This is a genomic window from Paenibacillus glycanilyticus (assembly GCF_030161375.1).
Lineage (GTDB): Bacteria > Bacillota > Bacilli > Paenibacillales > Paenibacillaceae > Pristimantibacillus > Pristimantibacillus glycanilyticus_B.
On sequence record NZ_BSSQ01000018.1, the window covers coordinates 262,569 to 275,504 of the forward strand.

Sequence of the window (12,936 nt, forward strand, 5' to 3'; positions counted from 1 at the left end):
GCGTTGTTATGCCCCTAGTATAAACAAAGAAGTATGACAACAGACTGTCATACTTCTTCAATAAAAAATGGAGAGATATAGATACGCACCGCCGCCATTCGACAGCAATCCTAGCTCGCCTGCCTTACAATAAGCCATATCCGTATTATTATTGACTAACCGCCTAAGAGCGGCGAGAGGTGATAGGCCGTATGGCTAAGGAACAATGGACATTAAGTCGATCCGGTGAAGAAGATTCGCTCTCAAGCATACCGTTGTACGGCCGGGAACGGGAAGTTTCGCTATTTGCCAATACGCTGGAAGCAACGTCAAGCAGCCGGACAATCGTCAATATCCACGGTACAGGCGGGATCGGAAAAACAATGTTGCTGCGGGAGTTCCAACGTTTGGCACAACAAAGAAAACTTCCTTTCGTTATGGCAGATTGCCGCCTCTTCGCCAACACGCCTTCTGAATTCTGTCTGTTTCTGTTGCGCTCCCTTCATATGCCCATGCCGGATGGGAATCAAGCAAGCAACGAAGCTTTATTGCTCCAGCTTTGCCGGGAGGCCATTCTCAGAGCAGGCAAGCCCAACCTGATTCTAGCCATCGATACGTTCGAGGAAATCGGCGAGATGGAGCATTGGCTGCGGGATCAGTTCATGGAGCATATGCCACAAGAAGTGATTTTTGTCCTTAGCGGCCGATTCCCCCTGCATCCAGCCTGGCACGCTTCTCCCACCTGGGAACGCAAAATTTACCGCATGCCTCTCGGTGATCTCAATTACGATGATTCAAAGGCTTACTTAAAGCGATGCGGCATAGCCGAAGAGGAAGCCATCCACACGATTTGGAAAAGAACGCGCGGGCATCCGCTGTCGCTGGCTCTTCTCGCTTCCACTTCGCTCGCATCACCGGAACCTGAAGAGCTACCGGGCGATGAAGATGCCTTATTCGGACATATTGTACATACTTGGCTGCGGGAAGTGCCTGACCCGGATATGCGGGAATTGGTCGAATCCGCCGCCGTCGCCCGTTACTTCAATCAGGAGATGCTCAGCCGGATGTTGGGCAGAGCCGTAAGCACGGAGCAATTCCGGAAGTTGATCTCCTACTCGTTCATCCAGCGAATTGACCGCGGCTGGCTCCTTCATGAGCTGCTGAGGGAGGCCATCGCCAAAGATCTCCGCATGCGGATGCCCGACCGCTACAACCGGATCTGGCGGCGCTGCGTTCAATATTACTCCAACAAGCTCAAGCAATCCGCGCGCAAAAAGTCGGTCTCTTGGGAAAATGCCGAGTTTCTCTATTATATCGGGAACCAGTTTGTTCATTTCCTCATGTACAGGCAATGGGTATCCTACAGCGTGGAGCCTCTGGCGCTAGGAAACTGGGAGGAAGCGGAGCAATATATCGAGCGGCGCAGACGAACCGCGAAGGATTCATACATCCCCTTCACCGCTCCGGACGGCACGCAAATCGAGTTCTGCTTGTCCGGACATGAGAGCATTCTCGTGCTGAGCCAGATCCGGCTGCAAGAGCTGTATGATTTGCAGCAAGGCTGCGTCAAGCTGATTCGCAGCGGAGAAGGCGAGATCTGCGGATTAATGGAGATTATTCCGATTCACGCCGGAACTATTGATTATTTAAGCGAAGCCCCCCTGTCCCGCGCGTATTTCAACGCGATAACCGGCGAGATGCGGCAAGAGCTTGCCGTGCAGCCACCGAATCATTCGGGTTATTTCGTAAAAATTCTCGACGTGTACGACTTCAGCGACTTCGTGATGATGCACGCTTCGTTATCGACGCTGATCAGCCATATTCTCTCGACCGGCTATATCGTTGCCGCGCCAATCGGCAATCCGATCTCGCATGCGATCTGCACCAGCCTTGGGATGGAGCAAGCAACAGAAGCCGTCAATCTCGATTATGACGGCGTGACGCCCTCTCCTTATTACATCATGGATACCCGGGGCAACAAAGTGAAGCAATACGTGGACAAAATGATTGCGGCGCTTGGCGTACAAGACGATGACGAGCACGAGGAGTCCGATGACGAAGCCGGAGAAGCCGTACTTGCCCTGCTGTCCCGCCGCGAACGGGAAGTCGTAGAGCGCGTGGCGCTCGGCCGTTCGAATCTTGAGCTCGCAAGCGATCTTTGCCTTAGCGAAGTGACCGTCAAGAAACACCTAGCCAACATTTTCCGCAAGCTTGACGTCAAGAGCCGCTCCCAGCTCATACACAAAGTGTCCGGTCGCGGCTAGCAGCTCTATGAGGCAACTTTATTTAACCCAGCTGATATCTTTGATGAGGTAGAACTTTGCGTCACCCGTAGCCGGTCCCGCATAAGGATACACGATGATGCCGTCACTGCCCATTAGATCAATATCGTACTCGGACACTTTGCCCTTGGATACGGTTAAACCCGAAGCAATCACTTTCCCTTCGAGATTGGCCACCTGGAATTTGAGATCAGTTGTGCCGGATACGGCCAAATGCAATGTCTTGTACTTGGCATTAAATTGGAAGCTCATATAATCGTTCGGACTGCTTCCTGACCATGCCGGCATGCTATAAGCTCCAGCGTATACTTTATCTCCAAAAGTCAGCTGCGACTTCTCGGCAACGTCCTGGAATTGCCATGGCTGGTATTTGGGCTTAATGGCGCTGGAGTTGAATTTCACCGAATCTCCGGCACCGATACTTATCGTTTTGGAAGCGCCGTCGTATTTGATTGGCGTTTGGAACGCATCCGATACCGCCCGCACCGGCAAATAAGTTGTGCCTTTGTAAGTAATCGGCTGAATCTCTTTGCCTTTGTCATCTACCGGCTTCCAGGGCGCGCCATTGATTTTGAACTTGATGCTTCCGTCCAGGTATGCTTGAATTTTGGTTGATGTCGTTGCGGCAACGGCGCCAGTCGTCATCGAAACCAGAGATACCGCGCCAATCAACGTAATCCACACGAGCTTCTTCATTTTCGTCTCTTCACTCCCCTATTGGACTGTAACTGGCTTTATGCTAACATCCATAGCCGCGAAGGACTATTATCCGAAAGGAGTATTTTCCATAGAGTGCCTAGGCACAAAAAAAGAGGCTGACCTTATACGGGTCAGCCTCTCATCTCTTATATAAACACTTCAAGCAGCAAGTCGATCGCTTGGTCCGCGTCCACGTCCACGCATACTTGCACGGGACTGCCGACGGATGGCTTTCTCCGTTGATCGGCTACGGTCATGCCAACGCAATGCTTGCCTTCGCATTCCACCGACAAATGCATCGATTGCGTACGGACAACGCCCGGCTCGACCGCAATAAGCACGGTCAGCGGATCATGCATAGGCGCGCATTCGCGGAAAGCGTTCACTTCCCGATAGAAATCGAAATAATACTGCATGGAACGGTTCATGAAATCGGCGATTGGCAGGTTCTCCGGTTTGCTTAACCGCTGCAGCGAATCCAGATGGCTCTGACGAAGCATCGTCTTCATCGTTACGTCCAAACCAACAAGCGTAATAGCCATGCCCGACTGAATAACCAGATCGGCCGCTTCCGGATCCCCCCAAATATTCGCTTCCGATACTGGCGTTACATTGCCCGGCACATTAACCGCGCCGCCCATAATGTACAAATGCTTCACCTTGGAAGGAAGCGTTGGATCCTTCTGAAGAGCATGCGCGATATTGGTCAGCCTGCCCATAGCGACAATAACAAGCTCGCCTCTAAGCTCTTCCGCCTTGCGGATAATGAAATCTGCCGCGGGTCCGTCGATTTTCTTCTGCGACGTTGCCGGAAGCTCAACATCCCCGATGCCGTTCTCGCCATGCACATGAGTCGAGAATCCGAGCAGCTCGCGGGTAAGCGGACGGGATGCCCCTTCGCTGACGGGAACTTCATTCTCCCGGCCAGCCAGCTTCACAATGCGAAGCGTATTTTCGGTTGCTTGTTCAACGGCAATGTTGCCAAATACCGTCGTAATGCCTTCCATCTGAATCTTAGGCGATTTGAGGCCATATAGGATAGCGATAGCATCATCGATGCCCGTGTCCGCATCAATGATCATTTTTGTTTGAGTCATGACAACTTCCCTCGTTTTCGTGTACGGATTTAAACAGCTCCACCTCTTGAAGCGTCGGCATGCCGTCCTGGGCGCCGAACTTGGTGACGGCTAGCGCTGATACAGCTATGCCATGCTTCACATTATCCCCAATTTCCCGGTTTATGGCAAGCGAGCAAGCTAGACCGCCATTAAACGCGTCGCCAGCGCCAGTCGTATCCACTACATCTACGTGATGTGTCGCGGCACGGCGCAAACTTCCGCCGCGCTCTTTCCAGGCTGCTCCCCTACTGCCAAGCGTCGCAACAACAAACTCCGGCCCGCGGGCAAGCAAGGCATCCATGGCACTCTCCAGCCCGTCAGCACTCGGATCAATGCCCGTAATCGCGTGCAACTCAGATTGATTGGGCGTTATATAAGTGACTTTCTTAACAAGATCCTCCGGAATCTCGCAAGCAGGCGCAGGATTTAGAATAACCTTTACACCCGCTTTATGAGCTGCATGGACGGCTGCGGAGACAACCTCCATCGGGATTTCAAACTGGATAAGCATAATGGCCGCTTCAGAAATAACAGGCTGCCAAGCCATCACGTCATCAGGCGTAAGCGCTCCATTAGCTCCCGGTACAACAACAATCGAATTATCTTGCTCAGCAAGCGTAATAGAGGCAATGCCAGTCGCCACCCCCGGTTTTGTCAACAGATATCTGGTGTCGACACCACTCGACTCCAATGATTCCGCCAGACTGCTGCCAAACGCATCTTCGCCGATTGCTCCAAGCATAACCGTCTCATGCCCTTGCCTTGCGCAAGCAACAGCCTGGTTGGCGCCTTTGCCTCCAGGGTGAAAATGGACCTCTTGCCCGGATAAGGTCTCTCCTCTCTCCGGGAATCTGGAGGTCTTAACGACGATGTCCATATTCAAACTTCCCACTACGACGATTTTGCCTGCGCGGGCGCTCATCAAGCCCCCTCCTTAAGCAAGCGGCTCATGAGCAGCCGAACCATCCGGCTCGCGTCAACGTCCAGGCAAACTTCCACATTGGCATGATCAGCAAACGTCGCCACGGTCTGACCGGTTCTTGGACGATGGTCGTATTCGACCTGAATGTTCATTTTTTTCGTTTGGACGAGACTGCGGTCAATGAGCAAGGAAACGGTAAGCGGATCGTGCATATACGTATGCTGTTCCTTCACAAAGTCAAACCAGCGCTCCATCATGCCGGCAAGCTTCAAGTTCAAAGGATCGTTGGTGGCGACCAGGCTTTGCCGTTCCGCCTCCGTAATTTGCACCTTCATCGTCACGTCGAGACCAACCATCACGATAGGCGCACCGCTGCCGAATACGACCGAAGCCGCTTCCGGGTCGCATGCAATATTATGCTCTACGACGCGGATATCCGCTCCGTTATCGGCTAAGCGGGTTGCACCGCCCATGAGCACAATTTCTTTGACGTTGTTTGCAATTCTCGGCTCCCGGATGAGACTGGCCGCAATATTCGTTAGCGGACCAATGGGAATAAGCGTAATCTCGCCCGGATTGTTCATGACCGTCTCAACGATGAAGTCCACCGCATGGCGGTTATCATATTCCAACTCTTCGCCTTTCGCGAGAAGCCCTTCCCCTTCGTGCCCCGCCATCCAGATTGGACGGTTACCAAGAAGCGAACGGTCTAATCCCGCCATTACCGGTATGTCCGATTGACCGGCCAGCCGAATCATCTTGCTGACCATCTTGGCACGCAGATGCGCATCTCCATACACCGTTGTTACGCCTTCCAGCTTCAGCTCCGGGGAACGCAAGGCCAAAGCTAGCGCCATGGCATCGTCTATGTCACTTCCGATATCGGTATCAATAATTATACGATTCATAATTCCATCCTCTCCCGGATCAGCCACTTCATCTCCATCTTGTCAGGAAGGATCCGGTTCTTATTTATTCTTTTCTAAGTTTTTGGCCAGCTTACGGCTCTTTACTTTCGCTTCCGTAACGGCATAGACGACAAGCCCGATAACGGTAACCACATACGGCGTCGTACCGATTAGCTCCGCCGGAATTTTCAATACTTGCAGTGCGTTAGCCAATGCATCCGCCGCCCCAAAGAGCAAGGAGGACAAGAACGTGCCAAGCGTTGTGCTTCGTCCTACGGCTTCCGCCGCAATGCCAATCCAGCCCCGTCCGGCGGTCATATCCCGCGTGAAGAGCGACAGATAACCCATCGACATGTACGCGCCGCCAAGCGCCGCGAAAAATCCGGAGATCAGAAGCGAGATGAATTGCACCCGGTTCACGCGGACGCCAACCGATTGGGCAGCTTGCGGATTTTCCCCGACGGCGCGTATCCGCAGTCCAAGCGGCGTTTTGGCCAGCATGTAATACAAGCCAATAACGCACAGCAAGGATACGTAAGTCAATATGTTATGACCGGATAAGATTGGACCAAGCACGGGAATATCCTGAAGCAAGGGAATATGAACGGAAGGAAGAACACCGCTCTTCAGCGACGTCGAAGCCCCCTTGTCACCGCTCACCAGATACAAGATAAATACAGTGCCGCCTGAGGCAAACATGTTAATCGCAATACCGCCAAGAATAATATGCGTTTTGAACTTTAGCGTGAAAAATCCGAGAAGCGCGGCGATTGCAATTCCCGAAGCAATGCCGGCGAGCAGTCCGACCCATGCGCTTCCCGAATATGCGCTAACAATTACTCCTGTTAATGCCGACGTCAGCATCGTTCCTTCCATGCCAATGTTGACGATACCCGCTTTATTCGAGATCAAAGCTCCAAGCGCCGCAAATAAAATCGGGGTCATAACCCGAAGCACGGAGAAAGCGAAGTCGGTCGAAAACAGAATCGAAAAGAAATTATTCACGGATCCCCGCCTCCTTGAGCAGCATGCGAGTTTTCCAGAACTTCAGGAACTGTTCCGCTGAAATAAGCAAAATAATGACCGCCTGTACGATGGAGATCAGCTCTGCCGGCACGTCGGACATCCGGGCCATCTGGTCAGCGCCAATGCGGATGTAAGCCAGGAACAACGCGGCTCCGATAACCGAGAGCGGGTTGTTTTTGGCCAGAAGCGCCACAAGCGCACCATCCAAGCCGTAACCCGGCAGTCCCGTCCATTGGAAACGGTTATACATACCGAGCACTTCAACCGAACCGCCCATACCCGCCAGGAAACCCGCAATCAGATGGACGACGATAATCACCTTTGTCGTATTGATCCCGGAGTACTCGGCAAAGGACCGGTTCGAGCCTGTCATGCGTAGCTCGTAACCCCACTTGGTGTTGTACAAATAATAATGCACGGCCAATATAGACAAGATCGCCAGAATTAAGCCGATATGAATGCGCGTTCCCGGCACAAGATTATTCAGCATCGCTGAGGGATGAAACTTGTAAGAAGCGTTAACGAATGCCTGCGGATCCCGAAGCTTGTAATTCAAGAAATAGAGGCCTACGCCAAACAAAATGCTATTGAACATTAAGGAAGTAACCAGCTCGTTAACGTTCCATTTGGCTTTCAGAATACCCGGTATTGCAGACAGAAGAGCACCTGTTAAACCGCCTGCGAGAATGGCAACAATCGGATGGACATAGGCGCTAAGCGTGAAATGGACCGCTATGGAAGAGGCTACGATCCCCGCAAAATAAAACAGCCCCTCCGCGCCTAGATTGAACAGATTCGCCCGGAACAACAACGCAACGGACAGACCCGTAAACATGAGCGGAATCGCCATTTCGACTATGTTGCCGATATGGGCAAGCGATGAGAGCGGCTCGGTCAGGAACACGCCCATTGTACGAAGCGGATCATCGCTCACTACCGCAATGATAAGCAACGTCAGCAAAAGCGATATCGCAATGACGGCAATCGTCCGTATTTTTTCAAAGTGAATGGCTTTAATCATGGAGAGCTCTCCTTACTTCGGCCGCGTCCTGGCGTTTGATGCCAAGCATCGCAAAGCCTAATTCTTCTTCCGTTACCTCTTTGACGTCCGGATAATACGCAACGAATTGCCCGTTGTACATAACAAGCAGGCTATCGCTTACTTCCAGAATTTCATTCAAGTCCGCGGACAACAGCAGAATCGCGCAGCCGTCATCCCGCATCTCCAAGAGCCGCTCGTGTATGAGCCGCGCCGCGCCAATATCTACGCCCCGCGTAGGCTGCTCGGCAATAAGCAGCTTCGGCGCCGCTTCGCATTCCCGCGCAACAACAATCTTCTGCATATTGCCGCCGGACAACATGCCAATTGGCTGCTCAGGCCCTTTGCAACGCACGTTATAACGGGCAATCTGCTCTTCCGTAAACCGGGTAATCTTCTTCTTGTTCAGGAATAAGCCGCGGTTCCATTCCTTCATGCGGTAGAACATCGCTATCAAATTATCCGAAATGCTGGCATCCTTAGCGGCTCCTTGACGCATCCGGTCTTCCGGAATGTATGACACGCCCGTATCGCGGACTTCCTTGATCGACCGCCCGATCATGTTTTCTCCGGCGACTTCAACTGTCCCCTTAACCCCAGGCAGACTGCCCGTCAACGCCTGTACAAGCTCTGCTTGTCCATTGCCTTCTACGCCCGCAATGCCGACAATTTCGCCTTCGCGGACCGAGAAGCTGACATGGCTTAGCAGCGGCTTGCCTTCCGGCCCCATGTAGGACAAATCTCTCGCACGGAGGACGGCAGGACCGGCTCTCCGCTCGGTTTTATCATATTTAAGCACTACGTCCCTGCCTACCATGAGGCGGGAAATATCCCGCTCCGACATGTCCGAAGTCGTAAATACGCCCTCTGTCTTGCCGCTGCGCATAATCGTGATGCGGTCGCATATCTCTTTGACTTCCTTCAGCTTGTGGGAGATGAATACGATCGTGTGGCCTTCGCGCTTCAGCCCTTTCAGCTCCCGGAACAACTCCTCGGTCTCCTGCGGCGTCAACACGGCGGTAGGCTCATCCAATATCAATACTTTGGCCCCGCGAATAAGCACTTTCAGAATTTCAACCTTCTGCTTCATGCCGACGGACAAATTCTCGACTTTGGCATGCGGATCAATCGCGAGATTGTATTTGGCGGATAGCTCCTCCGTCATCCGAACGGCTTCTTTATAGTTGATCGATCCGCCTTTGGTAGGCTCCATCCCCAGCACGATATTTTGAACAACCGTAAAGGAAGGAACCAGCATAAAATGCTGATGCACCATGCCAATGCCGTTATCTATCGCGTCCTGCGGCGAGCGGAACCGCATTTTGCTACCTGCCAGCAGCATTTCGCCTTCGCTTGGCTCCTCCATTCCGAAGATCATTTTCATAAGCGTGGACTTGCCCGCTCCATTCTCTCCGACGATGGCATGAATCTCGCCTTCAACAAGCGAGAAGTTGACATTGGAATTGGCGACGACGCCATTTGGATATACTTTGGTTATATTGCGCATTTCAAGCAATGGAGAAGATCCCATTCGTTAACGTCTCCTTTCTTTTCTACCTAAGAGAAAGAGGATTCCGCTTGGCAGAATCCCCTTCGGAAAGCTGAAATTTAAGGCTTCACGGATTGGCGGATCTGTTCGATCTGCGCCGTATCCATGCCCATCGCATTGCTCACTTTAATTTCCCCGGATGCAAGCTTGGATGTTAAATCTTTAATTTGGTTACGGGCATCTTCCGGGAGAACCGTTGTATATACATCGTTCTCAGCCAAACCAACTCCGCCCTCCAGAAGGCCCGACACGACCAACTTGCCGGTTGGCAGCGTGCCTTCTTTGGCCTGCTTCACCGCATTCAGAATAACGTCATCAATCTTCTTGATGGCAGAGGTCACAATCAGATTGGCTTTCTCGTCATCCGTTCCTTGCATCATTGCAGACTGGTCGGAATCGACGCCAATCGCATATCTCTTCTGATCTTTGGCCGCGTCGAATACGCCAAGCCCCGTACCGCCGGCTACGTTAAAGATGACATCAACGCCGGATTTGTATTGCAGCAAGGAAAGCTCTTTCCCTTTACCCGGATTCGCGAAGTCTCCGGCATAGGAAATCGCAACTTTAATGTCTGGCACAACATATTTTGCACCTTCGATATACCCTACCAGGAAAGCATTAATGCCCGGAATATCCATTCCGCCGACAAACCCGATCTTCTTGTCCGGGTTCGCATCCGGCAGTCCCGACGTGGAAGCGAGTGCCGCCGTTGCTCCGGCGAGGAAGGAAACCTCATTCGTCGCATACGATACGCCATAAACATTGGAGGCTAACTCCGCAATGTCCGTATCGTAGTTAATAAATTTCTTGTCCGGATGATTCTGGGCCGTTGCGTTCATAAGTTCCGTAATTTGAGAACCACCTGATATAATCAAATCCCAATCCTGAGCCGCCACGTCTTCCAAGGTGGGCTCGTATTTCGTTTGATCGGTGCCCATCTCAATGACTTTCGTCTCTACGCCAAGCGTTTGCTTTGCTTTCTCAACGCCGGCATTGGCCGCATCAAAAAACGACTTGTCCCCGAGTGTGCCCGGGATTAGCAGAACAACCTTAAAAGCGTCTTTTCCGCCGGCTGCCGCATTTTCGTTTGCCCCTTTGTTAGAAGTTGCACTACCGGATGTATCCGGTGTCGAGACATTCTTTTCGCAAGCGGTTACAAAAAATATAGCCATTAGGACTAACAGCATGAATGCTTTTCTCATTGAACGGTTCCTCGCTTCGTATTTGGTGCTTCATCGAAGGTCATCCGACCTATGCCGATTATGGTTTCGGCTATCAATGTGACCTCATTGTAGCAAAATGAAGCTGTAATTCTTATTGCCATTCGGTCGAAGTTATTATATGATTCGGCTAAACTAACGGAGGTGCGCAGGGTGAATCTGCTCGACTTTCTATTCTATTCCAAGCGGGAGAAAAGCCGGTATATTCCGCCGCACAGCCACGAGTGTTACGAACTGGTCTATTATTTCGGAGGTTCGGGCGAGACCCGCATCGGCTCCAAATTTTACACATTTGGCGGTGATATGCTTGCCGTCATTGCTCCTCGAACCGAACATGACGAACGTCATGATTCGGAAGGCGATGTTTTGTTCATCGGCTTCCACAGCGATCAAGACATTCTCGGCCATATCAATACGATTATTAAAGATCAAGAAAATAGCGGGATCAAACCTCTTATATTGCGGATGAACGAAGAGTTCTCCGGCAAGAAACAGGGTTATTCCGAAATGCTCAATCTCATGATCGGCGAGCTTGTTATCTTGATCAGCCGGTTAACGGAATCGCGCAAATCCGAACAGTTACAGGATAATCCTTTGCAGTATGTAAGAAATTATATGGAAGAACACTTCAGACAGAAAATAACGGTCGAAGAATTAGCCGTTATGTCCGGTTACAGCTATGACCGTTTCCGCCACTTGTTCAAGGAAGAATACGGCGTACCGCCGCTTCAGTATTTATTCAACAAACGCATGAACTACGCCAAGCTCATGTTATACGAGACGAACGACCAAATCTCCCAAATTGCCCATTCCTGCGGATTTTCCAGCGAGGTGCAGTTCTGCAGCATGTTTAAGCGGGAGACCGGCATGACCGCCAAGGCCTTCCGCCAGCGCAATAGAAAATAAGCATGCTCCGCTGTATCTATCCTTGCCTCTATAATAGATAAATCATACTGTCTATCCAGACAAAAAAAGATGACTTCCGCCTTCTGCAGAAGTCATCTTTCTTATTTTAAATTACCGGCTCCAGCCGCTCGTTTCGACCCGGCTTGCAAACAGCTCCTCGTCAAACGCGAGACCAAAGCCCGCTTTCGCCGGAACGTGGAACATGCCGTCCTCCACCCGATAAGCGGAAGTATCCATGCCTTCAATCGTGATGTCGTCGTGTTCAACAAATTCGAAATGGTTGATTGCGGCAGCGATGTGCGCAAGAGCGTAGATGCCGTAAGCATTGCCGTAGCAATGCGGCGCGGAACGAAGTCCCGCCTGGTCCAGCTCCGCTCCAAGCTCCAGCCAATGCGTAAAGCCCGGATAAATAATGTCGTATTGGAGAACGTCAACAAGACCGTTTTTCGCCCAGCTGACCAGATGCGGAGACGCCAGTCCCTCGCCGTCGGCAATGAGGACATTTTGGCCGCGCTCGCGAAGCCATGCTTTCAGATCGGCGTACAAAGCATCATCCTCGTGGAAAGCCTCTTCCACCCAATACAGATTCACGTCGCTGCAAGCCGCCAGCACTTCTTTGGTTAGATTCAAATTATAAGCGTTGTTCGCATCGATCATAATTCGCCCGCTTGGTCCGGCAACCTCGGCAACGCCATGAATAATGGCGATATCCCGCTGCGTCCCTTCCGCGATTGGCATATGCCGTCCGCCGCGGCCAACCTTGATCTTGAAGTTGCGGTGTCCTTTGGCGTACCCTTGCTCCGCTTCCTCTTTGAGCAGCGCTACCGCATCTTGTTCACTCGCCAAATGCAAGTCGTCGAAATAAAGGGATGTATCGTAACAAGGCACAACAAGCGGAGAACCAGGCTCGCGGTTTAGTCTGGATACCAATTCGTACACGGGCTTGTCTAACCGGCGTCCGATCCAATCCAGTATCGGATACTCGAGCGGAATGCGGTATGGCTTCAGTATTCTGCCGTTGGGATCAAACAAATCGATCAGCCTCATGCCAACAACGGCTTCCGCCATCTCTTCGGTTAACGAACCGGTATGGCCAAACCCCGTGTCTCCATCGATTGTAATCCGGGCAATACGCACGGAGCAGCTTTTGCCATGATCGCCAAGCCTGCCGTTCGAACCCGCGCTCCTAGCGCGTTCACCTGTAAGCGTGGCAACCTCAATCTTCTCGATTTTCCATTCCGGTTGAATAAAAGATAGATCCATCATGAATCACTCCTCTATGATTGTT

General features: G+C 51.7%; 11 protein-coding genes. 2 read left to right on the top strand and 9 right to left on the bottom strand.

Going from position 1 to position 12,936, the window contains the following annotated elements; all coding sequences use genetic code 11:
- The first annotated feature begins 191 nt into the window (after positions 1–191).
- Positions 192–2,243, top strand: a complete 2,052-nt coding sequence (locus QQK89_RS23715; RefSeq protein WP_284241162.1) for a helix-turn-helix transcriptional regulator — start codon at positions 192–194, stop codon at positions 2,241–2,243.
- A gap of 18 nt (positions 2,244–2,261) precedes the next feature.
- On the opposite strand, the gene QQK89_RS23720 is transcribed toward QQK89_RS23715, so the two are convergent.
- The 8 genes from QQK89_RS23720 to QQK89_RS23755 all read right to left on the bottom strand — a co-directional run bounded on the left by QQK89_RS23720 (position 2,262) and on the right by QQK89_RS23755 (position 10,724).
- Entirely contained in the window at positions 2,262–2,957 is a 696-nt protein-coding gene (locus tag QQK89_RS23720) for a stalk domain-containing protein (RefSeq protein ID WP_284241163.1), read from the bottom strand.
- A gap of 149 nt (positions 2,958–3,106) precedes the next feature.
- Positions 3,107–4,057, bottom strand: a complete 951-nt coding sequence (locus QQK89_RS23725) for a nucleoside hydrolase (RefSeq protein ID WP_284241164.1) — start codon at positions 4,055–4,057, stop codon at positions 3,107–3,109.
- The gene (gene rbsK / locus QQK89_RS23730) at positions 4,032–5,000 is read right to left on the bottom strand and encodes a ribokinase (RefSeq protein WP_284241165.1); all 969 of its coding nucleotides are present in this window, start codon (positions 4,998–5,000) and stop codon (positions 4,032–4,034) included. Before rbsK ends, QQK89_RS23725 begins: the two co-directional genes overlap by 26 nt.
- Complete coding sequence (locus QQK89_RS23735) at positions 5,000–5,908, bottom strand: nucleoside hydrolase (RefSeq protein ID WP_284241166.1); 909 nt, start codon at positions 5,906–5,908, stop codon at positions 5,000–5,002. The genes rbsK and QQK89_RS23735 overlap by 1 nt, the downstream gene beginning before the upstream one ends.
- Positions 5,909–5,968: 60 nt before the next feature.
- Complete coding sequence (locus QQK89_RS23740; RefSeq protein ID WP_284241167.1) at positions 5,969–6,913, bottom strand: ABC transporter permease; 945 nt, start codon at positions 6,911–6,913, stop codon at positions 5,969–5,971.
- Positions 6,906–7,955 (bottom strand): ABC transporter permease, encoded by a 1,050-nt coding sequence (locus QQK89_RS23745; protein WP_284241168.1) that lies wholly within the window; start codon positions 7,953–7,955, stop codon positions 6,906–6,908. The genes QQK89_RS23740 and QQK89_RS23745 overlap by 8 nt, the downstream gene beginning before the upstream one ends.
- Complete coding sequence (locus QQK89_RS23750) at positions 7,948–9,504, bottom strand: ABC transporter ATP-binding protein (protein WP_284241169.1); 1,557 nt, start codon at positions 9,502–9,504, stop codon at positions 7,948–7,950. Before QQK89_RS23750 ends, QQK89_RS23745 begins: the two co-directional genes overlap by 8 nt.
- 77 nt (positions 9,505–9,581) lie before the next feature.
- Complete coding sequence (locus QQK89_RS23755) at positions 9,582–10,724, bottom strand: BMP family ABC transporter substrate-binding protein (RefSeq protein ID WP_284241170.1); 1,143 nt, start codon at positions 10,722–10,724, stop codon at positions 9,582–9,584.
- A 171-nt stretch (positions 10,725–10,895) separates the two neighbouring features.
- Between QQK89_RS23755 and QQK89_RS23760 the strand changes: the two genes are divergently transcribed.
- Positions 10,896–11,648 (top strand): helix-turn-helix transcriptional regulator, encoded by a 753-nt coding sequence (locus QQK89_RS23760; RefSeq protein ID WP_284241171.1) that lies wholly within the window; start codon positions 10,896–10,898, stop codon positions 11,646–11,648.
- Positions 11,649–11,759: 111 nt separating this feature from the next.
- Here the strand turns inward: QQK89_RS23760 and QQK89_RS23765 are convergent, their stop codons facing one another.
- Entirely contained in the window at positions 11,760–12,914 is a 1,155-nt protein-coding gene (locus tag QQK89_RS23765) for an enolase C-terminal domain-like protein (protein WP_284241172.1), read from the bottom strand.
- Positions 12,915–12,936: the final 22 nt, after the last annotated feature.

Coding starts and splice junctions, on each gene's coding strand:
- QQK89_RS23715 (WP_284241162.1), top strand. CDS start 192: ATGGCTAAGGAACAATGGACATTAAGTCGATCCGGTGAAGAAGATTCG.
- QQK89_RS23720 (WP_284241163.1), bottom strand. CDS start 2,957: ATGAAGAAGCTCGTGTGGATTACGTTGATTGGCGCGGTATCTCTGGTT.
- QQK89_RS23725 (WP_284241164.1), bottom strand. CDS start 4,057: ATGACTCAAACAAAAATGATCATTGATGCGGACACGGGCATCGATGAT.
- rbsK (WP_284241165.1), bottom strand. CDS start 5,000: ATGAGCGCCCGCGCAGGCAAAATCGTCGTAGTGGGAAGTTTGAATATG.
- QQK89_RS23735 (WP_284241166.1), bottom strand. CDS start 5,908: ATGAATCGTATAATTATTGATACCGATATCGGAAGTGACATAGACGAT.
- QQK89_RS23745 (WP_284241168.1), bottom strand. CDS start 7,955: ATGATTAAAGCCATTCACTTTGAAAAAATACGGACGATTGCCGTCATT.
- QQK89_RS23750 (WP_284241169.1), bottom strand. CDS start 9,504: ATGGGATCTTCTCCATTGCTTGAAATGCGCAATATAACCAAAGTATAT.
- QQK89_RS23755 (WP_284241170.1), bottom strand. CDS start 10,724: ATGAGAAAAGCATTCATGCTGTTAGTCCTAATGGCTATATTTTTTGTA.
- QQK89_RS23765 (WP_284241172.1), bottom strand. CDS start 12,914: ATGATGGATCTATCTTTTATTCAACCGGAATGGAAAATCGAGAAGATT.